Annotated in this window: 22 protein-coding genes; 5 read left to right on the top strand and 17 right to left on the bottom strand. The window is 38.2% G+C overall.

The annotated features are described in order from the left end of the window. Positions 1 to 148 precede the first annotated feature (148 nt). The 5 genes from CPS_RS14235 to CPS_RS14215 form a co-directional block, all read right to left on the bottom strand. A complete protein-coding gene (locus CPS_RS14235) occupies positions 149 to 871 on the bottom strand; it encodes a M15 family metallopeptidase (RefSeq protein ID WP_011043963.1) in 723 nt (240 codons plus the stop codon). Between the two features lie 20 nt (positions 872 to 891). After that, a complete protein-coding gene (gene dapE / locus CPS_RS14230; protein WP_041737865.1) occupies positions 892 to 2,082 on the bottom strand; it encodes a succinyl-diaminopimelate desuccinylase in 1,191 nt (396 codons plus the stop codon). A gap of 65 nt (positions 2,083 to 2,147) precedes the next feature. Next, positions 2,148 to 2,498, bottom strand: a complete 351-nt coding sequence (locus CPS_RS14225) for an arsenate reductase (RefSeq protein WP_011043961.1) — start codon at positions 2,496 to 2,498, stop codon at positions 2,148 to 2,150. Positions 2,499 to 3,069: 571 nt separating this feature from the next. Beyond that, positions 3,070 to 5,190 (bottom strand): phosphate acetyltransferase, encoded by a 2,121-nt coding sequence (gene pta, locus CPS_RS14220; RefSeq protein WP_011043960.1) that lies wholly within the window; start codon positions 5,188 to 5,190, stop codon positions 3,070 to 3,072. Positions 5,191 to 5,272: 82 nt separating this feature from the next. Further along, positions 5,273 to 6,511, bottom strand: coding sequence for an acetate/propionate family kinase (locus CPS_RS14215; protein WP_011043959.1), 1,239 nt, complete (start codon positions 6,509 to 6,511; stop codon positions 5,273 to 5,275). Between the two features lie 207 nt (positions 6,512 to 6,718). On the opposite strand from CPS_RS14215, the gene yfbV reads away from it, so the two are divergent. After that, positions 6,719 to 7,219, top strand: a complete 501-nt coding sequence (yfbV, locus tag CPS_RS14210; RefSeq protein ID WP_041737053.1) for a terminus macrodomain insulation protein YfbV — start codon at positions 6,719 to 6,721, stop codon at positions 7,217 to 7,219. A 24-nt stretch (positions 7,220 to 7,243) separates the two neighbouring features. On the opposite strand, the gene rlmA is transcribed toward yfbV, so the two are convergent. Both rlmA and xthA read right to left on the bottom strand, forming a co-directional pair. Then, a complete protein-coding gene (rlmA, locus tag CPS_RS14205) occupies positions 7,244 to 8,077 on the bottom strand; it encodes a 23S rRNA (guanine(745)-N(1))-methyltransferase (RefSeq protein WP_011043957.1) in 834 nt (277 codons plus the stop codon). A 12-nt stretch (positions 8,078 to 8,089) separates the two neighbouring features. Continuing rightward, the gene (xthA, locus tag CPS_RS14200; protein WP_011043956.1) at positions 8,090 to 8,896 is read right to left on the bottom strand and encodes an exodeoxyribonuclease III; all 807 of its coding nucleotides are present in this window, start codon (positions 8,894 to 8,896) and stop codon (positions 8,090 to 8,092) included. A 332-nt stretch (positions 8,897 to 9,228) separates the two neighbouring features. On the opposite strand from xthA, the gene CPS_RS14195 reads away from it, so the two are divergent. From CPS_RS14195 to CPS_RS14185, 3 genes are all read left to right on the top strand, one after another. Further along, the gene (locus CPS_RS14195; protein WP_011043955.1) at positions 9,229 to 9,945 is read left to right on the top strand and encodes a response regulator; all 717 of its coding nucleotides are present in this window, start codon (positions 9,229 to 9,231) and stop codon (positions 9,943 to 9,945) included. A 391-nt stretch (positions 9,946 to 10,336) separates the two neighbouring features. Next, the gene (locus CPS_RS14190) at positions 10,337 to 11,623 is read left to right on the top strand and encodes an ATP-binding protein (protein WP_011043953.1); all 1,287 of its coding nucleotides are present in this window, start codon (positions 10,337 to 10,339) and stop codon (positions 11,621 to 11,623) included. Between the two features lie 142 nt (positions 11,624 to 11,765). Then, the gene (locus CPS_RS14185) at positions 11,766 to 12,440 is read left to right on the top strand and encodes a VC2046/SO_2500 family protein (protein WP_238383546.1); all 675 of its coding nucleotides are present in this window, start codon (positions 11,766 to 11,768) and stop codon (positions 12,438 to 12,440) included. Between the two features lie 19 nt (positions 12,441 to 12,459). Here the strand turns inward: CPS_RS14185 and CPS_RS14180 are convergent, their stop codons facing one another. Then, positions 12,460 to 12,951 carry a YchJ family protein gene (locus CPS_RS14180; RefSeq protein WP_011043951.1) on the bottom strand — a complete coding sequence of 164 codons (492 nt, stop codon included), beginning with the start codon at positions 12,949 to 12,951 and terminating at the stop codon, positions 12,460 to 12,462. A gap of 228 nt (positions 12,952 to 13,179) precedes the next feature. On the opposite strand from CPS_RS14180, the gene CPS_RS14175 reads away from it, so the two are divergent. Beyond that, on the top strand, positions 13,180 to 15,639 hold the full coding sequence (locus CPS_RS14175; protein ID WP_011043950.1) for a S9 family peptidase: 2,460 nt from the start codon (positions 13,180 to 13,182) through the stop codon (positions 15,637 to 15,639). Between the two features lie 128 nt (positions 15,640 to 15,767). On the opposite strand, the gene CPS_RS14170 is transcribed toward CPS_RS14175, so the two are convergent. From CPS_RS14170 to CPS_RS14135, 9 genes are all read right to left on the bottom strand, one after another. Then, entirely contained in the window at positions 15,768 to 16,481 is a 714-nt protein-coding gene (locus tag CPS_RS14170) for a DUF3379 family protein (RefSeq protein ID WP_011043949.1), read from the bottom strand. Further along, the gene (locus tag CPS_RS14165) at positions 16,474 to 16,989 is read right to left on the bottom strand and encodes a sigma-70 family RNA polymerase sigma factor (protein WP_011043948.1); all 516 of its coding nucleotides are present in this window, start codon (positions 16,987 to 16,989) and stop codon (positions 16,474 to 16,476) included. The genes CPS_RS14170 and CPS_RS14165 overlap by 8 nt, the downstream gene beginning before the upstream one ends. A 138-nt stretch (positions 16,990 to 17,127) precedes the next feature. Further along, complete coding sequence (locus CPS_RS14160) at positions 17,128 to 18,843, bottom strand: BatD family protein (RefSeq protein ID WP_238383545.1); 1,716 nt, start codon at positions 18,841 to 18,843, stop codon at positions 17,128 to 17,130. Positions 18,844 to 18,940: 97 nt separating this feature from the next. Further along, positions 18,941 to 21,013, bottom strand: a complete 2,073-nt coding sequence (locus tag CPS_RS22940) for a VWA domain-containing protein (protein WP_011043946.1) — start codon at positions 21,011 to 21,013, stop codon at positions 18,941 to 18,943. Position 21,014: 1 nt separating this feature from the next. Then, on the bottom strand, positions 21,015 to 21,371 hold the full coding sequence (locus CPS_RS24150; protein WP_238383544.1) for a hypothetical protein: 357 nt from the start codon (positions 21,369 to 21,371) through the stop codon (positions 21,015 to 21,017). A 40-nt stretch (positions 21,372 to 21,411) separates the two neighbouring features. Continuing rightward, the gene (locus tag CPS_RS24145) at positions 21,412 to 22,071 is read right to left on the bottom strand and encodes a VWA domain-containing protein (protein ID WP_238383543.1); all 660 of its coding nucleotides are present in this window, start codon (positions 22,069 to 22,071) and stop codon (positions 21,412 to 21,414) included. Then, a complete protein-coding gene (locus CPS_RS22935; RefSeq protein WP_011043945.1) occupies positions 22,068 to 22,670 on the bottom strand; it encodes a DUF4381 domain-containing protein in 603 nt (200 codons plus the stop codon). Before CPS_RS22935 ends, CPS_RS24145 begins: the two co-directional genes overlap by 4 nt. Next, positions 22,670 to 23,725, bottom strand: a complete 1,056-nt coding sequence (locus CPS_RS14140) for a DUF58 domain-containing protein (RefSeq protein WP_011043944.1) — start codon at positions 23,723 to 23,725, stop codon at positions 22,670 to 22,672. The genes CPS_RS22935 and CPS_RS14140 overlap by 1 nt, the downstream gene beginning before the upstream one ends. A gap of 44 nt (positions 23,726 to 23,769) precedes the next feature. Continuing rightward, entirely contained in the window at positions 23,770 to 24,771 is a 1,002-nt protein-coding gene (locus CPS_RS14135) for an AAA family ATPase (protein WP_011043943.1), read from the bottom strand. Positions 24,772 to 24,829 lie beyond the last annotated feature (58 nt).

Here is a 24,829-nt window from a genome sequence, read left to right as displayed (position 1 = left end):
TGCTTTGAGCTTTTTTGAAATGTACTCAAATTCCCTATGATAATAACGACTGTTATTACGATTATAAAAATAGCTAACCAATTGTCCATTGGAGTGCCTCTTGGTAAGTTTGTGAAGTTAATTCGCTAAAATTAGTATTCTAGGATAATTATTTAGGCAGTATAACATTGGTTGGTGCTGCACAAACATTGTTAATATAACGCTTTGCTATGTCATCTAAGTTTTCAATAATGACATTCTTGCCTAAGATACTGCTGTTACTTAATGTTAGTGTTAATAATTCAATATCAAAAGCTTGCTGGTACTGCTGAGCTAACGGCAGATATGATATATGCCAAGGCTCTTCGGCAACACCACCTTGGAAGCTCTCATAAGGGAAATAAAAGCCAAACTGGTGCGCGTGGTGAGCAAGCCAAACAGATAGCTTTGCTAGTGGCCCTTGTTCACTGTATTCCCATGGTTCAAGTTGAAGTTGATAATCTTTAGCTAATAAATTTGGCGCATAAACATCAATATCACAACCCCAATGATGACGGCTCGCACCGGGGAGCGCGGAATAAAGTAAAATATTATGAATTAATTCAAGTGGAGATAAGTGCTCTGGAGAAACAACTTCTCCAGCTCTATTTTTAATCGATGTTTTCCCAGAAAATTTGTTATTCCATAGCATAAGTTGTCGTTCGAAAGATCTAAAACCACTAGCAATCGTTAACTCAATAGCGTCAGCTTTAGCCGCATTCACCATATCATCAAAGGCGTCTTTCATCTCTTGATGAATGGCAACTCGTTCACTTACATAGTAGAGATGCTCTTCATTTTTCCCCAACAATTGAGTTGGATTTATACTCTTAATGTGATTGATAGTTCGCATTGCTAAATGAAACCTTATAACTAACTAATGGTTTTATGCGTACATAAAACATTAACCAAACAATGATAATAAATATCAACGAGCTTTTCTAAATCATCACATGAAACAGATTCATTTACTTGGTGGATAGTTGCGTTACATGGTCCAAGTTCAATGACTTGTGCCCCCGTTGGCGCAATGAATCGACCATCGGAGGTACCACCTGAAGTGGATAACTGAGTTTCTGTACCGGTAACTGAAAGTATTGCTTGGCTTACGGCGTTCAAAAATCCATGTTCTGATTCAACATGTTCTGTGATAAATGGCTTACCATTAAAAGTCCACTTTATATCATAATCAAGTTGATGTTTATCAAGAATAGACTCTACTTGTTCAACAATAATTTGATCAGTTAATTCAGTGCTATAACGTAAGTTAAATAAGGCGTTGATATGCCCAGGAACAACATTTGTTGCACCAGTACCCGCATTAATATTAGACAGTTGAAAACTGGTCGCCGGGAAATAATCATTACCATTATCCCACTGTACCTGACTTAATTCTGTTAATGCTGGCATAGCTAAGTGAATCGGATTTCTCACATGATCAGGGTAAGCAACATGACCTTGTTTACCTTTAATATCTACTTCAGCAGAAATAGAACCACGTCGGCCATTTTTCACGATATCGCCGACGGCGTGAGTACTTGAAGGTTCACCGACTATGCAGTAAGTGATTTTTTCATTACGCGCCTCTAACGTATCAATCACTTTAGTGGTGCCATTGATGAAGGGGCCTTCTTCATCACTTGTGATTAAATAAGTGATTGAACCGTGATGATCTGGGTGGTCTTGAACAAAGCGTTCTGTCGCCACTATCATTGCCGCGAGACTACCTTTCATGTCTGCTGCGCCACGGCCATATAACATACCATCAATAATCGTTGGCTCAAATGGCGGGGTATTCCATAATTCAAGGTTGCCTGCTGGTACTACATCGGTGTGGCCAGCAAAACAAAAAACTAAGTCATCTTCTTTCGTAGCATTAGTGCTGTCACGACGAGACCAAAGGTTTGTGGTATCGGCAAAAATCATGCTTTCATTAGTAAACCCAAGTTGTGCCAATCGTTGTGCCATCAATTTTTGACAGCCAGCATCTTCTGGGGTAACTGAGGCTCTAGACATTAAGTCTATTGCCAGCTTAATAACTTCACTTTGATTTTTTTGTTCAATTTTACTCACAAGGACTACCTTTACTTAGTTTTTGATGATGTGGCTTATTTTATGTAAATATATATTTATTTGTCTGCGAAAAGTGTTTGGTACTGATCAACTTTAAAGCCGAGGTTGAGTTCACCATTTAATGGTAACAGAGGTCTTTTAAGTAAGGTGGGTTGCTCAAGTACCGCAGCAAACATTATTTCATCTGTTAAGTTATTCTTTATCTCATCAGGTAGATTACGAAATGTTGTACTACGTTTGTTTAATAATAATGACCAATCACTTTGGCTGACAAACTCTGTTAGTAGTTCGGCTGTTAGCGGTTGCTTTTTAAAGTCATAAAGTTGATGAGCTATATCGTTTGCTTCAAGCCATTTAGTGGCTTTTTTCACGGTATCGCAATTTTTTATGCCGTATAAAGTGATCATAGTATTCCTGTTTGAATGTTATTTATTATTTGAATGATAACGAGTATAAGTTTGATTTTATATTACCAGATAATGATTAACCATAGTGCTTCAATCGCTGTATTTATAAATTCATCTTTAACAAAAGGTAGACTGTTCAACTATAGCACTAGTTGCTTGTTGTAATGTTTAATTTGTCGAGATTACCTGACATTCTGCTAAGGGCTGCGTCTTAACAAATGCATGGTTCTAGGGGAAAGCTGTTTAAAGTGGCTATTTACGAAGGTTTTACTAAGATATTTAATATAAACCCTGCTAGTTATCTTTGAAATTTATATCCACAGAAGCTGTGTGTATGGTTGTGGATAAGTCTCCGTGTACGTCTTTATCGATTGATTTTAAAGTAAAAAATAAGCAGTACGTTTTTTGTCTAACAAGCGTTTAAATACTAATGAATAGGATAAGTGATTAAAATATGACGTTGGATCTGTTTATCTATAAAAATAAAGATTTAATACGGTTAAACCTCTTGAAAGTAAGTTTAACCGTGGCTTCATAAAAAATAGCGAGTATATATCAACCGTATCTGTTGCTACATGGTCGCTTGTATCGCCGTTAAGGCAATAGTATAAACAATGTCATCGACTAGGGCGCCGCGTGATAAATCATTAACAGGTTTATTCATTCCTTGTAACATGGGTCCAATGCTCACTAAGTCAGCTGAACGCTGTACTGCTTTGTAAGTAGTATTACCAGTATTTAAATCAGGGAATATGAATACTGTCGCTTTACCTGCGACTGGGCTATTTGGCGCTTTTTTCTTAGCAACATTCTCCATAATGGCCGCATCATATTGCAGTGGTCCATCAATAATGAGATCAGGTCGCTTAGCTTTAGCAATTTCAGTGGCCTTAGCAACTTTCTCAACGTCAGCACCATGACCCGATCTGCCGGTACTGTAGCTGATCATGGCAACTCTTGGTTCAATATCAAATGCTCTAGCTGAGTCAGCAGATTGAATGGCTATATCAGCCAACTGTTCTGCATTAGGCTCAGGGTTAATAGCACAGTCACCATAAACAAGTACTTGATCAGGTAGTAACATAAAGAAAACTGATGAAACTAATGAGCTGTCAGGTGCAGTTTTGATTAACTGCAAAGCGGGTCTTATGGTGTTTGCTGTCGTATTTACTGCGCCAGAAACTAGGCCATCAACTTGGCCAAGTTGTAACATCATAGTCGCTAAAACAACATTATCTTTTAAATTTTCTAGGGCAATAACATCCGTTAGGCCTTTATTTTTACGTAGCTCGACCATAGGTCCAACGTAATTATCTCTAATGGAGTCGGGATCTGTTATTAATAAGTTATCTGGTAAGTTAATACCTTGATGTTCAGCAATCTGAAGTATTTCTTCTTTGTTACCTATTAGTTGGCAGCGAGCAATGTTTCGTTCGCAGCAAATTGCAGCCGCTTTAATGGTACGTATATCTGTTCCTTCAGGTAAAACGATTAATTTATTTGCTTGGCGAGCTAGCTCGGTTAATTTATGTCTAAAAGCAGGCGGTGATAATAAGTTATAACTATTGTTTTTCGAGGTCAGGCTTTCAAGCCAACTACTACTTAAATTATCGGCTACATGTTGCTTTACTTTATCTTGGCGTTGGATATCGTCTTTAGGTATTTCAGGATTAAAGCCCATGATATGACGTGATGTTTGCCAAGTATCCCAAGGTACAGATAAGACAGGTAAACCCGCATCAAGTGCTTGTTTACATAGCTCCCAAACTTGCTCGGATGGTTCAAAGCCATTGGTTAAAATCAACCCACCTAATTTAGTACCATTTAACGCGGATAAACAGGCAGCAATAATAATATCGGTGCGATCACCTGGCGTAACAATGAGTCGACCAGGAACCAAGTAACTCACTAGGTTTGATACGGTTCGGGCGCAAAATGCGACACTGCGAAAACGACGATGTTCCATATCGCCATTATTAATTACTTTAGCTTCAAGGTAGTTACTGATATCACAAACACGTGGAGCGATGAGATCAATTTCCCATTGAACCGTGCCAAGTAAATCAAAGTGTCTGCCTTTAAAAATTGATAAATCTAACCAATGGTTTAGATTAAAATCATTTTCAATTTCTTCTTCTTTGGGTAATAAACCAAATTCTTCTTGGTCAGGGCAATTGAGCTTGTTGATAACACAACCAATGAGGTGTCGGTTCTTTATACCACCATAGGTCTCGGCACTGACTTCAAGTCTATCTTCAAATTCTTCGGCGCTGTCATTTCCCGGGCTAGCAACTAAGACAATATTTGCCCCAAGTGCTTGAGCTACATCACGGTTAATGCGACCAGCATAAGGTTGTCTTGGTGTAGGGACTAGACCTTCAATAATGATGACGTCGTGATCTTCTTTAAACGCATTGAAATTCGCAACGATTTCTTCTAAAACAACATCGTGAAGTCCATCGCCCATTTTCCCCTCTACATAACTAAGCGAAACGCTAGTGCTATTTTGAGACAGGCTAATGGCATCAATTGTTTTGTTTTTTTTAGCTAAGCTGTTCCTCGAAGGTTGGCTAATGGGTTTGAAGTGTCCTACTTTAATTCCTTTTTGCTGACAGGCATGTAATAAACCTAACGATACGCTGGTTAAGCCGACACCTGAGCCAACAGGGATTAACATAATTCTATGTGGCATAAATTAAATCCTACTTATATTGAGATACCCGTTCTACTTCCAGATGAATAATGCATGTTGAAGTGAACGAGTATGTAGTCATCTACTTGACTAAATTTGTTAGTAATTGGGCTGATTGTTCGGCAATTACCCATTCTTCGTTTGTTGCAATAACCCAACAAGCTCTTGAATCTTTAGTGGCAATATTACCTGAAGCACCAAAGCGTGTTGCTTTATTTTTTTCTTCATCTAAAGAAAAGTTTAATAACGCAAGTTGCTTAACTATTTCAGTACGCACCCAGTTTGAATTTTCACCAATGCCACCGGTAAATATAAGGCCATCTAATTGCGTTAAGCTGGCGCTATAAGAGGCAATAGTTTTGGCTATACGATAACAAAAAATTGTCAGGGCTAATGTTGCTTGAGCATGATTATCTTCTAACATGGCATTTTCTAAGGTACGGCCGTCGTTGCTTAGGCCAGAAACGCCTAATAAACCACTTTCTTTATTGACTAATTTATCAACATCACCAATTGAGTAACCTAAATTTTCGACTAGATGAAAGATAATTCCGGTATCGAGATCGCCACAACGAGTACCCATAATGACACCTTCGCCAGGTGTCATACCCATACTAGTATCAACACTTTCACCATTTTTAATAACAGTTACACTACAACCATTACCTAAGTGAGCGCTGATTAAGTTACATTGTTCAAGCGGCTTGTTTAACTGCTCTGCAGCTTGCTTCGCCACAAAATAATGGCTGGTGCCATGGAAACCATAACGTCTTATGCCATGCGCTTTGTACAATGAATAGGGAAGGCCGTAAATGTAAGCCTTTTCAGGCATACTTTGATGAAAAGCGGTATCAAAGACTGCGACTTGTGGCAAATTTTCAAAGGCTTGTTGGCATGCTTTTATACCAATTAGATTTGCGGGGTTATGCAATGGTGCAAGTTTTGCCAATTGGCTAATAGCTTGTTCTACATCCTCAGTAATGAGCGTAGGTTGTGAGTATTGTTCACCACCATGGACAACTCGGTGACCGATAGCTGTGATATCTTTGACTAGTCCAAGTTGTTGTAGTTGCTCTACCAATACAGAGAGAGCTGTTTGATGATTAAATGGCTCGGGTAACTTATAGGTCTGTTTTTCTCCGTTAAGTTTGACGATGATTTTAGCATCAGGGGTGTGTAGGCATTCGGCTAAGCCTGATAATAGTGTTTCACCGCTTAATGGTTTTATCAAAGAAAACTTAACAGAAGAGCTGCCACAGTTAATTACTAAAATAGCACCAGTACTAGCGGGCTCTTTGCGTTGAGGTTTTTGTTGAGTCATGTTTATTGTCTTTTAAAAAAATGAAAAGTTATCGAATAATTATAGCAATAATAATATTGTCGGCATTATAGCGATGGAGTTAGTTAGAAATCTTGATGCAATACAATAAAAACGGTTTAATTTAACTTTTAATAATTGTTATTCGTAATAAAAGCTTAGTTACATTTCTAACTGTTGCTTATAAGGACTAGCTGCTATAGTAATGGTATGAATATCTCCGTAGTACAACTCATTAAATTGGGTCAAAAATATTTATCTCTCTGGCCTGACAAACCAGAATTAACTCAATATTTTGAAGATTATCGAGGCGTGCAAAGCGCGCGCTTTGTTTGTCGGTATTTTCCTGCGTTAGCTATGTTTACTGTTATTATGCAGCTCTATATCGCTTCAGGATATCCCCTTGGCCAGGGATCAATAAGTAATGCATTAAATGCACTACCTCAAGCACTTGTTTATGGTTTGTTTTTATTAAGCCTACCTGTGCAGGCATTAGTTTTTTCAGGTGTTAAAGCAGATAAGTTATTACCACCATCATTAGCTTCTTGGTATCATAGTGGTTTAGAAAAGGTAAAACAGCAAGTTGCTGAGCAAAATCAGCGCAGCAATGGCGATAACAACGATACCGCTATTGCTAATTTAGCAAAATATAAACCACGGTATATCGATCTTGCTCAACTTTTACATTTAACTTTCGCGACCACAAAGTAGTTAATCAAACTACTATTCCACAATCTAATGCTTCTTTTGATACAAACGTAAAACAAAGTCTGCTTGGCAGCTGAAGTGCTTTTGTTGTGTCAATTGAGCAATTAATTCATCATTGGCTTTAAAGGCAAAAGGTGTCATTGCTAATAAGTTCAGTACGTCGTCACTATTAGAGAAGTTCATCGGGTAATTTAATCGTTGCTCTTCAACTAACGTTAATTTTTCAATGATTTTCTTAGTCGTATCATGTTTATTTGCTTGACGGTATATCAGCGATTTAAGCTCAAATAAATGATTGTCGGCAGGGGTAACTGTTAAAAAGTACCCTTCATTTTTCAAAATCCGAGTAAACTCATTTTCTAAAATTGGCGCATAAACACTATAAATCCAACCAAATTTCTCATTAGCGTAAGGTAAATCAGAGAGGGTAGCTACGCTAAAAAAGCACTCTTGATAACGTTTTGCTGCAATCTTTATTGTTTCTTTAGCAATATCTACACCGTAGACACTGTTATGCTCAGTTTTATGCTGATTGGTATAAAAACCCTCACCGCAGCCAGCATCAAAAATGTCTGCATTTTTATCACTGTATTTTTGATATAACGCGAGCATACTGTCTAACAAAGGCTGATAATAACCTTTGTCTAGAAACGCTCGTCTAGCTTGTACCATTGCTTTGTTATCACCAGGTTCTTTTGAGTGCTTAAATTGAACGGGTAATAAATTAACATAGCCTTGTTTTGCTTGATCAAAACTATGATTGTTTTCACAACGATAGCTCTTTTCATTGAGCAATAAAGCTTGTTGGCACAAAGGACAACGGTATTGAGCTATTTCTTTAGTAGAGATGTCAGTATGCATTGACAGTAAACCTTATGAAAATGTTGACCAAATTGGCGCATGATCTGAAGGCTTTTCAATAGCGCGTAATTCATAATCTATATCGGCTTCAATACATTGCTCAGCCATATTTTTGGTCGCTAGTACCACATCAATACGAAGACCGCGGTTGTCATCAAAGCCACGCGAGCGATAATCAAACCAAGAGTAACGCTCGGTAGTGTCGGGATGTAATTGACGGAAGGTGTCAACAAAACCCCAATCCATTAACCTTGTTAACCATTCTCTTTCTTCAGGTTGGAAAGAACATTTACCGCTTTTTAACCAGCGTTTACTGTTTACGTCACCAATACCAATATCTAAGTCTTGCGGAGAAATATTAATGTCACCCATTACAACCACATTTTCGTCATTGACGTGATTGTCATTAAGGTAGGTCATTAAATCTTTATAGAATTTTCTCTTATAAGGATATTTAGTCTCATGACTAATATTCTCGCCTTGAGGAAAATAGCCATTTAATACGGTTACTTTCTCACCTTTATCATTAGTTGTTGTGACCATAATCATTCTACGTTGGGCTTCATCATCGTCTGTAGGAAATCCCCGTTGTACTGACTCAGCTTCTTTTTTGCATAACATGGCAACGCCATAATGGGCTTTTTGGCCATGAAAATATACGTGATAACCCATGGCTTCAACAGCTTCTAATGGGAAAGCTTCATCATGAACTTTGATTTCTTGTAAACCAATGATATCGGGCTGATGTTTATCGATAATCGCTTGTAATTGGTGAAGACGAGCACGAAGGCCGTTAATATTAAAAGAGATGATTTTCATAGTATTCCTAAAGGCTTTTAGCAAACAATATCGTAATGTATTGTTTGGTCATTCCATTTCGCATAAAGAAGTGAGTACTTTCTTATACAAACGGGTATAAATTAAGACAATGATCTTGCGTGTTTATCTAGCTTCTCGCAAGTTTTATTTTTCACATCCTGTTATAAAATGTAATTTATTCGTAACAACTGGTAGAGCCTATTGTTTAACCGTAATAACTTGTTTAAGCTAACCCTAAATAAGCAACACGATATAGAAAACTGTTAATACAGTTGTCAGAACAGTTATTTATCAATTTACATTAAGAACGCGTAATAAATAAGGAAATGAACATGCCAGATAGTAACTCAAGCGTAAAAAAAATATTATTGGTTGAAGATGACCGTCAACTGTCCGATTTAGTCACTGACTTTCTAACCAGTGAAGGTTTCCACGTTAAACAAGAATTTCGTGGTGATACAGTAGCTAAACGAGTAAAGCTTTTCTCTCCTGACCTTATTATTTTAGATGTCATGTTACCCGGTAAAGATGGTTTTGGTGTTTGCCGTGATTTACGCCCAGAATTTAATGGACCCGTGTTAATGCTGACAGCAAAAAGTACTGACTTTGATCAGGTACTTGGCTTAGAAATTGGTGCAGATGATTATGTTATCAAACCCGTTGAACCTCGCGTATTGCTAGCAAGAGTAAACGCATTGTTACGCCGCGGAGATTTACCTAACCAAAGTGAAGAGAAAGGTGAAATTACTTGTGGTGGTTTATACATCAATAAAGCATCACGTAAAGTGACTTTACAAGATGAAAATGTCGACTTAACTAGTCAAGAATTTGATTTGTTATGGTTACTTGCGGGTAAAGCCGGAGAAGTGCAAAACCGTGATTATATATACAAGGCAGTAATTGGCCGTGAATATGATGGTTTAGACAGAAGTGTGGATGTACGTATTTCTCGTTTACGTAAAAAATTACATGACAGTACAGATACACCCTTTAGAATCAAAACTATTTGGGGCCAAGGTTATTTATTTGTTCCAGATGCATGGAGCTAGCCCTCTAAATTAATGTCACTGTGATGTTATAGTCATTAAAATATCAAGGCTTTGTTTACCTACTCGTAGTAACAAAGCCTTTTTCTTAAGCTTATACCCAAGCTACCTGAAGATGCAGGTTTCAGCTGGAATTAGAAATGCCTTTAGATAAGGCATTGATTGAAGAGAAGGGTTGGCCCCTTGTCGAAATCAATAACGCAGCATAAAGTTTTTCTAAACCAGCCCTGTGGGGACGTCCAAGCAAACCATGCTCTTCGTTGCCTCCTTTTTTAAGGGAGTAACCCTTAATAAAATGAGGCGCCTTGATCATGAATAGCTTAGTCGTCCTGAAACACGCATCTTCAAGTGGTTTGGGTATATTGTTATTACAATCTCTTGATAAGGTACGTCGATGAAATTAGGTCGTTCGTTTTTCAATCTCTATTTCTTTATTATCTCCACATTCATCATTTTTTCTTGGGCACTTGATGAAGTATGGAATTCTTATCTTGAGCAAGACATTGAGTCTTATACGGGTTATAAAACCCTGATGATGGCCACAGGCGATTATGTACAAAAACATCCTAAAGAAGAATGGGAAGAGATAATCGCTGGCGCAGCAAAACGATGGGAGTTGCCTTTAAAGTTAGTCTCCTTAGCTGAAGTGGAAGCCATTGATCACACCGATCACAATGCGTTATCACACTCAAATGCCCATATTTATTATTTTGACGATCAAGTGATGATTCATTATTTACTAAAAGATAGTGATTCAGTCATTACGTTAGGCCCTGCAAAAATGCCAACAAGGCCGCGAGTAAAAGCAACTTACCGTGTAATGATTTTGGCAACCTTTGGTATCGTTATTTTTATTTGGTTATGGCCTATGTCTCGTGATTTAGAACAGCTCAAAAGGGCAACCAGAGATTTTGGTCAAGGGCAATTTGATAGTACGGCACCCGCAGCAAAGTCGACTATGATAGCGCCTATGATTTCCTCATTTAACATGATGGCGGCAAGAATAAAGCGGCTTATTGAAGCACATAAAGAATTAACTAATGCGGTTTCGCATGAGTTAAGAACACCATTAGCACGAACAAAATTTGCCTTGCAGATGCTCGATACAATCAAAGACGATGAAAAGCGTGCTAAATATCAGAAGCAAATTAGTAATGATGTTTGTGAACTGGAAGAGCTTATCAATGAGATGCTTATTTATGCTGCTTTTGATAATGACAAACCAGCGCTTAATTTTACTAGCACTAATTTAAATGATTTAGTTAAGTTTCAAATAGCCAGTCATGATCAATTTGTAAACTCGATTGAGTTTATTAATAATATGCCTGACAGTTATGTTTGTTGTGACGGGCACTTTATGGACAGAGCGGTGAATAACTTTATCAGTAACGCCATTAAATACGGCAATGATAAAGTGAGAGTGACTCTTTCTATCGAAAACGGACAATGCATAATTTGTGTAGAAGATAATGGCGATGGCGTGTCTGATGAGTTCAAACAAGTTATTTTTGATGCCTTCTCACGCGGGGACCAATCAAGAAACCGTGAAACAGGTGGTTTTGGCCTAGGGTTAGCGATTGTGGCCCGTATTATGGAGTGGCATCAAGGTCATGCCTCTATCGGCGATAGTGAGCTTGGTGGGGCAGCATTTACACTGACTTGGCCCATTAAGATGAGTTAGTTTAACTTATTAAGATAGAGTAATTATTGATTAAATAATTACTCTATAATTTATTTTAAATTTATTGCCTTATTGGCTAAATATTTTTTACATTCAGCCGATAACTTAATTATCAAAGCACCGATAAATAAGTAGATAGGCATTGGCAGTAGAGCTTTCACAGCAGTTTTCAACAAATAACATCTCACAAAGTAATGACGTGATAAAGAACTGTGCTGGGCATTTAGCCACTGACTTTTCATCAACTAACGTTTTACTTCATGAGTTGCAACTTGGTGAACAACTAAATGAAAGTGTTGAACAAACCCGTCGTGCTGATTTTAGTTTGATGTTGGCTATGTTAGCTGAAGATGTACGTGAACAAAGCCAATTTTTGTTACCGAAAACCAAAGAGGTAACACCTGCTGATTTGTCGACTGTTGCTTTGAGAAAACAGTTTAACCTACCCGACGAAGCCGCATTGGCATTAACCACGCTGGATGATGTTAACCAATTCAATCAAGCGCATACTATTGTAGGTAATGACCTAGCTAATATACATTTAACTAACGCTATGATGCCTAAACCCTTGGCATTTCGTGATGATAAAAAACATATTGAAAGCCAAGTCTTAGAAAATACGAGTTTATTTACTCAACTCAAGCATAAGCAAGCAGCAGAGTTAAGCCGAGCACACAATAACCAGTTACAAGAAGAACAATTAAATTCAGCAACAATTGAAACAGATAAACCACTTAGTCAGTCATTAAACTTTAATGCCAAGGCCTGGTTAGATGGCATTCAACAATCTTTAGTTAAAGCGCCATTGCTTAACTAAATAAGCGTTATATAAACGTTTAAATACCTATTTGCTTAGCGCAGCAATGTTTAAATTTTTTATTTCTTTTTGTTGACCATGCCGTTGGATAATTGTTGCATGGACAAACTTCATTACGTTTAACCGTCACAATTTCATTGTGTACGGTGATATCGCCATCAATATAGCGCCACTGACCTTGTTCAATAGTGAAGTTTGACTTTTCACGTAATTCACACAAGGTTTGATCAACCACGTAATAGGCTGAAAATTCTACGGTAGTCTCATCGCTTTCATGTATTTTCAATGCCAACCAAATACATTCATCCGCCCACGTTTGAATTTCAGTGACAGACTGCTTCAACCGCTGGGAGGCAGCATAAGTGTCAAAAACATATTGACCATTTTTTGTTGCATAGGCACTAAAGCGCGAGCGCATTAATTGTTCAGGGGTGCTGGGGTGTTTTTGTTGTGTAATATAAAGTTGGCAACAAGCATTAAATGGCAACGACGAACCGCAAGGGCAAAGCATAACAATATGTCCAATGATGATAGTATGTGTAAACCATTATATTTTAACGCAGATAAAGCGCTATTGGTCGTTTTCTTTTACCCTTTGTTGATTTTTTCGATTAGGATATCGGGTTAATTACATGCTCAATAGTTGCCAGTATTAGTGATTAATACCAATCTCATTGGTATAACTTAGCGTCTCCTCATTCATTTTTTAACAACAGAACTCAACAAAAGAATTTATTTTATGAAATTACAATTTATTGGCGCAGCACTTAGCTTTTCATTAGCCGCTTGTAGTAATACTCAACTTAATGAGCATTTAAATACCAGTGCGCCAGAGAAAATTCAAGGCGCTGTTGCAACCAATGCACAAGCAACGGATATCATCACTTTAGAGCAGATAATGGCAGATCCAGATTGGTTCGGTCGCGCGCCAGAGTCTTGGTATTGGGGAGATGATAGTAGCAGCATTTATTATCAGCAGAAGCAACTAGGTAATCCTCTACGTGATTTGTATGCAGTAAACCTGTTAAATAATAACGAAGCTTCACCAGTCAATTTATCAAGTAAGCATACTGTTTCCTATCAAAACGGAGTGCTGAATAAAACGCGCACTCATAAAGTCTACACTTTTAATGGGGATGTTTTTGTAAAAACGCTGGTCAGTAATACGATAAAACAGCTTACCTTTACCTCAAATGCTGAACGTAATGCACTCTTTTTGAATAATGGAGAGATAGCTTACCAAGTAGGTAATGTTTTTTATGCCCATAATCTACAAACAGGTCAAATTAAAGAGCTGGCCAGTTTAAAAATGTCAGCAAAACCTGCTAGAACTATTTCACCTAAAAGTTACTTAGCAGTAGAGCAGCATAAGTTAATTAACTACATTGCTTTGCAACAACGCAACAATGCGTTAAAGCAAACACAAAAAGAACGTCTAGCTATTGAAAACACAGCAGTTAATGACAGTAAGTTTTATTTTGGTAAAGACAATAGAGTAGCACATGCAAGTTTATCTCCATCAGGCGATAAACTATTGGTGAGTATTACATCAGCAAAATCAAGTCGTGATAAAACAGATATTATGCCTAATTACATTACTAAAGATGGTGTGATTGCTGCTGAAAAAGTCCGTGCTCGCGTTGCGAACAATCGACAATATCAAGAGCAATTGTTCCTGCTTGATTTAGTAACAGGCAAACAACAAGCGTTAAGTTATGACAGCTTACCAGGCTTTGATGATGATGTTTTAGCTAGCGTAAAGTCTGAAAACTTTGCTCGTAAAGGTAAGACATACAAATCAGAAAAAAAAACACGTAATATTCATGTACTTCAAATGAATAACCCTATTAAGTGGAGTAGCGACGGTCAACACCTAGCCTTAATGTTAGAAGCTTGGGATAACAAAACCCGCTGGTTAACTACGGTTGATTTTACAAAAAATGAATTAGTTACCCAACATAAACTACATGATGATGCCTGGATTAACTGGAGCTTTAATGAGTTTGGTTGGTTAAACGCTAGCAATAAAGCCAGCCTTTACTATTTATCTGAAGAGTCAGGTTATTCTCACTTATATTATAAAGGCCTGAATTCAAAAGCAGTTAAGTTAACGTCTGGTAAGTTTGAAGTAAGCAGTGTTACACCAATGCTTGATAGTCAACGATTTATCTTTAAAGCAAATAAAAAACACCCAGGTATTTATGAAATATACCAAGTTGATTTAGCTAAAAAATTAACTGCGTTGACTAATTTAGGGGGTAAAAATAATTACACCTTGAGTCCTGATGAATCAAAACTGTTAATTGAACATTCTACGGTAACAATGCCGCCAGAGCTTTATGTACAAAGTTTAAAAGCGGGTGATGCAGCACAACGAATTACTCACACAGTTTCTGAGCAGTTTCTAGCGATGCCTTGGTCTGCTCCATCTGTTATTGCTATTGCGTCAAGCAAACAAAAAGAGCCGATTTACTCAAAAGTATATTTTCCTAAGAACTTTGATAAGACCTCAGAAAAAAATCGTGCGGTAATGTTTACTCATGGTGCCGGTTACCTACAAAACTCTCATTTAGGTTGGTCAGGTTACTTCCGTGAATTTATGTTCCACTCTATGTTGGTACAACAAGGTTACGTTGTTATTGATATGGATTACCGAGCATCTGCTGGTTACGGACGAGAGTGGCGTACTGCTATTTACCGTCACATGGGTAAACCTGAAGTAGAAGATATGCGTGACGGTGTTAACTGGCTAATTGAAAATGCTAATGTAGATGCAAAACGTGTTGGTACTTATGGTGGTTCTTACGGCGGGTTCTTAACGTTAATGTCAATGTTCACTGACCCTGACTTATTCGCTTCTGGCTCAGCTATTCGTTTAGTCTCTGATTGGGCATATTACAACCATGGTTATACTTCGAATATTTTAAATACACCTGAAGATGATGCTATCGCTTATGAACGTAGTTCGCCTATTTATTTTGCAGAAGGACTGAATAAACCATTATTAATCAATGCGCCTATGGTCGACGACAATGTGTTTTTCGAAGATACTGTTCGTCTAGTGCAACGTTTAATTGAACTTGAAAAGCAAGATTTTGAAACGGCTATTTACCCAGTAGAACCACATGGTTTTGTACAACCTAGCTCTTGGTTAAATGAATACCGTCGTATTTATAAATTATTTGAGAACACCTTATAATTTGAAGTAGGTTTTAATGCGCTAAAATAAAAAAGCCCTGATAGTACTATCAGGGCTTTTTTTATGTGTTAGTGAAGTGTTCACTTTGCTATATTGCGATTAGGTGATGAACCTTGAGGGTAATATAGTTATATAGACCAAGACACGGTATCACTGATACTTTGTTGCCACTGTCCTAAAGACTCATTCTTATCTCCGACAACAATGATATTACTGCGATTAAATTCAAGAGAACTACCAAAAAGAGCTTTATCATTAAAAGAATCAGTAAAGTTTAATTGTTCATTTTTTGGAACAATAAAAACAGTAACAGGACTAGTTTTACCTTGGTAAACTAAATGCAAACTCTTCATACCGTCAAATCGGCAGTAATCAGCCCACAACAGTTTCCCTAAAGATTGGCTAAAGTTACCATCAAAAGCCGCCATCTTCTGGTTTAATGACGCTAACGTTACTTGACTGCTGGCGTTGTTGGCAATATTTCCTTGCTCATGATAAACATGGGCTAACGCATAATCACCTAGGTTGTGATAAGCACTCGAAAACTGCATAAAATTAAGTACTAAGCCGCCCACGATGGCAACAGATGCTGCTAATGCGAGATGCACGCGAGTTTTACGCTTTTGCACTTGGTGAGTTGCTAAGGTCTGTCGCAAAATCAATTTATCGACTAAATCATCAGGTACAGGAATTTGTAATGCCTGTTTAATTTTTTCATCTAACTGACAAATCTCTTGAGCAAATTGTTTTTTGCTTGGATCTTGTTCCTGAGCCAATATAGCATCAGCATCCTGATTGTTGGGATCGGCATATATAGCGCGTCTAAACTGCAAATCATCCATTGTACATACCTCGTTTTACTGGCTCTGCTTCTAAAGCTTCTTTAAGCTGGTTTCTTGCTCTAAATAAACGTGTCATTACTGTATTTTTATTTAGATCTAACATAGCGGCAATATCTTCTCCGCTAAAACCACCTAATACTTGTAAAATTAACGGTTCAGAATATTCAGGCGGCAATTGTGAAATTTTTTCCCTTAACCAGTGATTTTCAAGCTCTTGCTCTGTAGTCACTGATTTAGTATCGGTTATGCTTGCCTCTTCATATTCACTCATGTCAAAACGTTTTCTCTCAAAACGTCTGGCATTCTCTCGTCGTAAAATAGTGATTAACCATGACTTGGCCGCTTTTTCATCTTTAAGCGAATCAAGGGCACGCCAAGCTCGTAAAAAGGTTTCTTGCACCAAATCTTCAGCCACTTGTTTTTCGTGGCATAGCCAATAGGCATAGCGATATAAATCACCGTGTAGCGCCTTTACTAGCGCCTCATATCTAACTTGTTTTGTCATCATATGTTTATAGACCCTAGTAGGGTGAAGATTATTTCAAAGAGTAGTGATTATTTAGTAAATATTTATCAAATAAGTTATCAAGCTACTTGATGAACAATCAACCAAGTAACTTAATAGAGTATAGGCAAGACTTAATCTTTATGGATTGAGTGGTAATAAATGATGATTATTTACTTTATCACTTTGTTGCTTATGAACAGTTTGAATAGCGTTTAGCAATGCCAAACCTTGCCAGGAGGGGGCTCCATTGATCGCGCTTTTTCCATAAAGGTGTTGCTGTAGATCATTAAGAGCAGTGGCAAAGCTTTGGTCTTGAACAATTGCTTGAGCTTGAGCAATATTATTTATTTCTAACCCTGATTTATTAACCGGTAATAATTGTCTTAACCAAGGCAATATTAAATTTAATGCTTGCTCAGCGTTGTTTTTCTTACAGGCAGCTAAAAGTGCAAGGTATTGATTGCCCGAATTAACAACATTTTTTGTATTATCAGATGGATGGTTGGTTTTTTGCTGATTTTTTTGCTTCAAATAAAAGAAATGAACCAACCAGGCCAAACTTGTTAATAACCATAAGCTAAGAAACAACCATTGTAGACGTTTGTCTTGAACAAGTACCTCAGTAACAACAGCAGGGGACTGGGCTGTTAAGTTTTCAGAACTATTAGCAGAATTACTAACCGAGCTAGCAATTTTATTGGTTGCATCATTGAAGTTATTTGCAATAACTCCTTCTCCAGCTTCAACTGTGATCGTTTTTGAGGGCAGTGTCGCCACTTCGATTTTATTGGTAACGGTGTTAAACCACGTAATACTCATTTCAGGTAATACAAAGTTTCCGGCAGTACTTGGCACTAGGGCAAAGTTTTGAACTTTTTGGCTGACCAATCGATCATTTCTTAGGTTGGCATTTAACTCAGCTTGGTCAGGATAAATTTTTAAACCACGACTACTTTGCATTTCAAGTTTGGGTAACTGTGATTTTGAAAGGCCCGCAGCTGTCAGCGTCACAGTGCGCGTAATTGGCTCGCCAACGGTAAATTGATCATTTCCCGTTGGCCACTCTTGATGCAGAGTAAGTATGTCGGTAGGTAACCATTGTGCATTGCTTGGATAGTTCGCTGGTATAGGTAAAACAACAATATTTTGTGCATCACCTAAAATACTGACTGGTTTAGTTTGGGCAAAACTTAGAAAACTCGAACGTCGTTTCGAGGGTTGGAGTATTTCACCGGAAAATAGCGGAGCTTTTAAAGTAAATTCGCCACTTTGTTCTGGAGTTATGGCATAAGTTTGCTCTATTACGCGGTAACGCTTGCCGTTGATAATGTTATCTGATTGTTTGTCTTGGCCTATCTTTTCTATGGTAGCGCCCGTTAAGCTTGGCTCAGTTAAATTGCCACTTTTAAGGTCAACGGCAAAGTGTAGCTTAATTGATAAAGTTAATAGTTGCTGAACGTAAACTTCATTACTGGATAACTCACTAGTAACAAAAATATCAGTTTGCGTGTTGCTGCCTGTATCCTTGGCTGCGATAACCGTCATTTTAACCGGCTCACTTTGCTGGTTTTCAATAGTAAGAGCAGGAATAATGAACTGCCCCGCGCTGCGGGCAATTAAAACTATTTGCCACTTGGTAACTCGGCTAGTTTTAAAGTTGATCATACTCGTTTGTGAACTAACCGATGTTTGACCGACAATAAAATCACGCAGTAATGGAGTGGTGTCTAATGCATTACGGTTTACATCGTCATCAGCAGTGACCGTTAAAAGAATCGACTCATTAATCATCGCAGGATTTTTATCAACAACTGCTGTAACTTTTGATAAAGCGAAGGCGTTATTGCTGAACAAGAATGTAGCCATAATCAAGATAAATAGCATAAGGCTTTGCAGGAAATAAAACGGCCCCGTTAACTGTTACCTTATTTGAAAATTGTACCACTTTTGATTACTCCCTGAGATGACCCTTCACTTCGGCGCTTTTGATATTCGAGACGCATTTATTTCGTAATAATAAATAAGGGTCGTCTGTTACCTTATTTAATAGTTGTTGATGTTTTTGCTCAGTTTCTTGTTTTTTGCTATCACTGGCTTGTTGAGCTAAAGATTTCTCATCACTTGGATCTTGCTCATCATCAGAATCTTCGGCTTGCTTAGCTTGATCTTCTTTTTGCTGTTCATTTTTCGCTTGTTGCTGAGCATCTTGATCCTGCTTGTCCTGTTTATCGTCTTGTTCTTGTTGCTGCTGGTCACTCTGTTCTTGGTCACCTTGGGACTGATCTTGAGGTTCTTTTTGACCGTCCTTACTTTGTTGACTCTCTTGATTCTCTTTTTTATCTTGTTCATCCCCCTCCGATTGATCTTGAGAGTCCTGACCTTTCTGATCACCTTGAGACTGTTGTTCTTGCTGTTCTTGTTGTTTTTTAAGTTCTTCTAGTTTTGCTAAATTGTCTTTGGCATCATTTAACTCAGGATCTTTTTCAAGTGCTTTTTTATAAGCATCAATCGCCTCATCAACTTTTTGTAGCTGTGCGAGCGAATTACCTTGGTTATAAAGCGATTGAGCATTATCACTTTGTTTGAAAGCTTGTAATGCTTGTTCATAATCCCCCGCTTTATAGTGAGCACTGCCTTGCCATTGGCTGACTTTGAACTGCTTAGCAGCTTGCTGATAGTTCTCTTGTTGGTAATGCTGTTGTGCTTGTTGGTCTGAGGTTTTCCACAAGTCTTGCCAAAGTTGACTAGCGCTATTAACGTTAGGCTCACTCGTAGATGCATCACTAGATTTTACTGTTTCAGAATCTGAAGCGGCAAAGCTGACAGGGCTGATAGATGAAAGACTGAACAATAAAGTCAGTGGCATAAGCCAAGTTATTGCCAATATGCTGCTACCACGGCGAAAATAAGTTAACAGTAATGGCAATATGATGATGAGTAACCAAGGTCCTTGCTCTTGATACTGATCTCCTTGCATTGCTTGTTTATTTTGTTGTTCGCTTTGCTGACCATTTTTATTATTTGATGACTGTGAATTAATCTTATCGTCTAGATTTGAATTTAAATGAGCGGTCAGCGCTTTTATATCGGTGTCGTCATTGGTCATGGTGTGATAGACGCCTCTGCTGCGCTTAGATATTGCCGCCAATCTACTTTCAGGTAACTTAGGAATGACGATAGCACCTTTGTTATCTTTGAGTAATTTTCCACTACTTAGCTTTATTGGTGCGCCGGTTTTACTACCTACACCTAAGATATTCACTTTATGGTCGTTGTCGTTAGCCCAATCATAAATATCTGACATTTCTTCCTTATCAATATCATCAGTAAACCAATAAATATCGCCACTCACATGACCGGCATTTTTTAATGTTTTATCCGCTAGAGTCAGTGCAGCCAATGCATTAGCGCCATAAACCGGCATAATATCAGGTGATAGTGAAGGTAAAAGTAACTCTATGTTTTTAATATCTTGTGTCAAAGGACTAATAATAAAAGCATCACCGGCATAGGCAATTAGACCAACATCACCCTCGTTGATCTTTTTAAGTAAATCGATGGCTTTATAACGAGCACGGGTTAACCTATTGGGTTTCACATCCGTTGCGTACATGGAGTAAGACATATCCATAACAAGCACAGCGCCACGTTCTAGTTGATAAACCGGTTGTGGTAACTTTTGCCATGCAGGTCCAGCTAGAGCTAAAATAATAGAACTACCCATAATAAAAGGTTTTAACCAAAAACGTGGTTGTGACGAAGAGGTTTGTGCCCCTTTGTTTTGCGAATTTTCCAATAAAGCATTGGCTAAGTGAGCAGGTAAAAAATGTTGCCAAGGTGATTGGTAATAACGAATTTTCTTTAAAATAAACAGTATTAAAAACAAAGCAATAAAGGCTAATAACCACCAAGGTCGAATAAAGTGGAAGTTATTGACTAACCCTTCGAAGCTAAGGCCTTCGAAAGAGAAGTCGTTAGCGAATTGAGTTAAATCAGTGAATAAGTTGGTTTGTTGTGCCGACATGTTATTTACCACCCATAGCGCTGACACCATCTTTATTCGTGCTGGTATTGTTTTTTGTAGTAGCGTTTTTAGTGGGCAATAAAAAGCTGAAATGTAAGCTGAGTAAGTATACAAAACAAAGTAGGGCAGCCAATGCTAGTGGCCAATAAAACAAGGCACTCAGTGGTCGCATTTGTTGTTGTTCTTGTTTAATCGGTTCTAGTTTATCTAACAAACCATAAATCTCACTCATGCTTTGGCTGTCTCGGGCACGAAAATATTGGCCACCCGTTTGCTTCGCGATATTTGCTAAACTTTGCTCGTCTAAATCGCTCGATGGATTAATACGCTGTGTTCCCCACATTGATTTTTGCAGCATAACATCGGCGCCAATACCTACGGTGTAGATAGTAATATCTTTAGCAACGGCTAACTCTAATGCCTGCTCTGGGGGTTATTTTTCCTGCAGTATTTTGACCATCGGTCAACAATAATAAAACTTTGTTAGACTCTTGTTTTGCATCAAAACGCTTTACTGCAAGTGCGATAGCATCGCCAATGGCGGTTTTTTTGCCGACAAGATTGAGCTCACTCTCATCTAACATTTGCTTTACTGTTTTTCTATCAAAGGTCATCGGCGTTTGCATGTAAGCATCATCGGCAAATAAGATTAAACCGAGACGGTCACTGACACGACGCGCGATAAAATCACCAAGGACAACCTTAAGCATCTGTAAACGGTTTACATTGCGACCGTTAAGACTCATGTCTTCTATTTCCATACTGCCGGAAAGATCAACAGCAATCATCATTTCACGACCTTCACTGGGGATATCAATTGCTTCACCAAGCCATTGAGGACGACTAACAGCGAGAATCAATAAAACCCAACAAGTCGTTAAAATAATCAAAGGTGCTTTACGCTTTTGCTGATCGCTCATCGCAGTGCTTGATACATTAATAAGCTCCGGCATGATAAGTGCGCTTTGTTGGTTCGTACTTTTTTTAGCCGGTAAAAAATAAATAATCAGCGGCAGAGGTAATAGGGCAAATAACCAGGGCCAAGCAAAACTTATCATTTGCTTAACTCCTTTTCTTTTTCGATGGGCATAGGCGTATTAAAAGTTGATGTTTCATCATTAGGTAGAGCCTCATCAATAACGAGAGGCTGTGTAATAGGAAGCGCATAGTTTAACCACAATTTGGTCGCTTGATGGCAATCACGGTCAATATCAGCTGTTGCTGTTTTCTGTGCTTGGTATTGCGCTTCAAATGCAGTATTAATTAATTTAGTAAAGCTAGCTTGATGCTTTTCAGGTAATTGATTCATTAAAAAATCCTGAAAACCCTGGCCATATAACTTAGCTAATTGTTGACGATTAATGTACTGCATCGCAGCCCATTTCAATAAGGTAATACATTCTTTAGCACTGAGCGTTGGATTGTTTTCTAGTACCGTTAAGGCCTGTTTTTTACTGGCATTTAACTGTATGCGTTGTTTGCGTTTTTTATAAAGCCAAAACGTACCAATAACAAGTAATGCCAGTAAAATCCACCAGCCCGGGGCAATTGGGAAATTACTCACTTGCTCAGGTACATGAATATCATGCAATTGTAATTGAGCCGATTGACCTTGAGGTAGTTGACCAGGAAGAGTAGGCGAGTTTGCTATTGCCATTATAACGATGCCCCATATTTTAATTGCTGCTCGAGGCTTTCCCCTGCACTAAAGTGAATAACTCGGGCGCCTGTTGATTGCAGCAACAACTGCATTTTTTCATGTTGCGCAAGGGCTTGTTGTTGGTATTGCTCTGCGGTGTTGTTATCACCTAATGTTAATTGCTGTCGATTGATACCATCAGTAAATGTTACTGCTAATTTTAGTGAGCTCTCGGGCAGTGCTTGTTCAAGGGGATCACTAATTAAACAAAGTACTAACTCACAATGTTTACTAATCTGGCTTAGGTGCCTTATAGCATGCGGACAGCTTTTTTCATCTCGTAGCGCATGACCGTCGGTGATCAAATAAACAAGTGAGCCGGGTTTAGCAAGGTGTCTTAATCGAGCACAGTGTTGTTCAAAATAATGATTTTTATGTTGTGTTGTGGTTTCTTGTTGTTTATCTAGCGCAGAATCGTTTTCTTCGAGCTGTGTTTGCTTTTTTTGATTATTTAGGGTGGTTAACGCATGCAAGTAATGCAATACACCGGCTTTTCGACTGCGCGGTTTTAATTCAATATGCTGTTCATCACAAAACACTAAACCACCCAAACGATCACCACGGATTTTGGCGTGCCAAGCAATAAGTGCCGCTAAATGAGCGCCTTGGACAGATTTAAAAAGAAGTTTGCTGCCAAAATTCATATTTTGGCTCAAATCAGTGGCAACCAGTACCGGCCTTTCTATTTCTTCTCGAAAAAGTTTAGTGTGGGTTTTTCCGGTACGGGCAGTTACTCGCCAGTCAATGGCGCGAACATCATCACCTGTTTGGTAATGCCGCACTTCGTCAAACTCCATGCCACGGCCTTTACTGCGTGATAGATAATTACCAGCTTGCTTACCTTGAATATTCTTTTTACCAGCCAAGTCAATCAAACGACTCTTATTTTGGTATTGCAATAGTTCCTGCATAGATAAATCAATGCCATTACTATATAAGCTTGCAAGTAAGGATTGGGTTGCATCCTTATTTAAGGACTTTGCAGACGATTTTTTTTGACGATTAAACCACATAAAGTAACTCTATTTGCTCATCCGATTTCATAATTTATTCGACACTAAGCAACAGCAACTTGAGTTAAAATATAATCAAGCACTTGATTTGCAGTGATACCTTCGGCTTCGGCTTGATAGCTTAGTAAAATTCTATGTCTAAGGGCATTATGAAAAACGGCTTGAATATCTTCAGGGCTAACAAAATCTCGATTATGAAGCCAAGCGCGAGCTCTAGCACATCTATCTAAAGCAATAGTGGCACGTGGACTAGCGCCAAAAGCAAGCCAAGTACTTAATTTATCGTCATACTTTTCAGGTTGACGCGTGGCGATAATTAAATCAACTATATAGTTTTCTAATGAAGGGGCCATATGTATATTTAGCACTTGCTCACGCGCTGAAAAAATTTCACTTTGGCTTAATGTTCGTAAACTATTTTCTTTGGTAGATGTTTCTTTTTCGCTTGAGTCATTCCCATGATTAGCATTTGATCTTAACGCTTCACCACGGTTTAGTTTCAGTATTGCTAACTCACTTTCGGCATCAGGGTAACCAATTTCAATGTGCATTAAGAAGCGATCTAATTGTGCTTCAGGTAACGGGTAAGTACCTTCTTGCTCAATAGGGTTCTGCGTTGCCATGACTAAAAATAACTCAGGTAAGTCATACGTTTTACGACCAACGGTTATTTGTCCCTCTGCCATCGCTTCTAATAAAGCCGACTGTACTTTAGCTGGCGCTCGATTGATTTCATCAGCAAGCACTAAATTTTGGAATAAAGGACCGGGTTGAAAAACAAAGGTGCCATCTTCTGGACGATAAATATCGGTACCGGTTAAATCAGCGGGTAATAAATCTGGGGTAAACTGAATACGATGAAAATCAGCCTCTAGTCCCTGTGCTAATGCGTTAACGGCACGTGTTTTTGCTAGACCAGGCGGACCTTCAACAATTAAGTGACCATTAGCCAATAGGGCAATAAGCAAATTCTCAACTAACGCTTCTTGACCAATTATTTGTGAAGATAAATGTTGTTTTAAGGTAGAAAAATGTTCAATTGCCATACGGATAAATTCTTTTAATATTGGTCGTTATAAAGTGAAACTTAGTGATAACTGGGCT

This window comes from Colwellia psychrerythraea 34H (assembly GCF_000012325.1).
Lineage (GTDB): Bacteria > Pseudomonadota > Gammaproteobacteria > Enterobacterales > Alteromonadaceae > Colwellia > Colwellia psychrerythraea_A.
This window is presented reverse-complemented; position numbering and strand designations above follow the sequence as displayed.

Bases quoted from the DNA above. Each gene is read 5' to 3' on its own strand.
- CPS_RS14235 (WP_011043963.1), bottom strand. From the start codon at position 871: ATGCGAACTATCAATCACATTAAGAGTATAAATCCAACTCAATTGTTG.
- CPS_RS14225 (WP_011043961.1), bottom strand. From the start codon at position 2,498: ATGATCACTTTATACGGCATAAAAAATTGCGATACCGTGAAAAAAGCC.
- pta (WP_011043960.1), bottom strand. From the start codon at position 5,190: ATGCCACATAGAATTATGTTAATCCCTGTTGGCTCAGGTGTCGGCTTA.
- CPS_RS14215 (WP_011043959.1), bottom strand. From the start codon at position 6,511: ATGACTCAACAAAAACCTCAACGCAAAGAGCCCGCTAGTACTGGTGCT.
- yfbV (WP_041737053.1), top strand. From the start codon at position 6,719: ATGAATATCTCCGTAGTACAACTCATTAAATTGGGTCAAAAATATTTA.
- rlmA (WP_011043957.1), bottom strand. From the start codon at position 8,077: ATGCATACTGACATCTCTACTAAAGAAATAGCTCAATACCGTTGTCCT.
- xthA (WP_011043956.1), bottom strand. From the start codon at position 8,896: ATGAAAATCATCTCTTTTAATATTAACGGCCTTCGTGCTCGTCTTCAC.
- CPS_RS14195 (WP_011043955.1), top strand. From the start codon at position 9,229: ATGCCAGATAGTAACTCAAGCGTAAAAAAAATATTATTGGTTGAAGAT.
- CPS_RS14190 (WP_011043953.1), top strand. From the start codon at position 10,337: ATGAAATTAGGTCGTTCGTTTTTCAATCTCTATTTCTTTATTATCTCC.
- CPS_RS14180 (WP_011043951.1), bottom strand. From the start codon at position 12,951: ATGCTTTGCCCTTGCGGTTCGTCGTTGCCATTTAATGCTTGTTGCCAA.
- CPS_RS14175 (WP_011043950.1), top strand. From the start codon at position 13,180: ATGAAATTACAATTTATTGGCGCAGCACTTAGCTTTTCATTAGCCGCT.
- CPS_RS14170 (WP_011043949.1), bottom strand. From the start codon at position 16,481: ATGGATGATTTGCAGTTTAGACGCGCTATATATGCCGATCCCAACAAT.
- CPS_RS14165 (WP_011043948.1), bottom strand. From the start codon at position 16,989: ATGATGACAAAACAAGTTAGATATGAGGCGCTAGTAAAGGCGCTACAC.
- CPS_RS22940 (WP_011043946.1), bottom strand. From the start codon at position 21,013: ATGTCGGCACAACAAACCAACTTATTCACTGATTTAACTCAATTCGCT.
- CPS_RS24150 (WP_238383544.1), bottom strand. From the start codon at position 21,371: ATGCTGCAAAAATCAATGTGGGGAACACAGCGTATTAATCCATCGAGC.
- CPS_RS24145 (WP_238383543.1), bottom strand. From the start codon at position 22,071: ATGATAAGTTTTGCTTGGCCCTGGTTATTTGCCCTATTACCTCTGCCG.
- CPS_RS22935 (WP_011043945.1), bottom strand. From the start codon at position 22,670: ATGGCAATAGCAAACTCGCCTACTCTTCCTGGTCAACTACCTCAAGGT.
- CPS_RS14140 (WP_011043944.1), bottom strand. From the start codon at position 23,725: ATGTGGTTTAATCGTCAAAAAAAATCGTCTGCAAAGTCCTTAAATAAG.
- CPS_RS14135 (WP_011043943.1), bottom strand. From the start codon at position 24,771: ATGGCAATTGAACATTTTTCTACCTTAAAACAACATTTATCTTCACAA.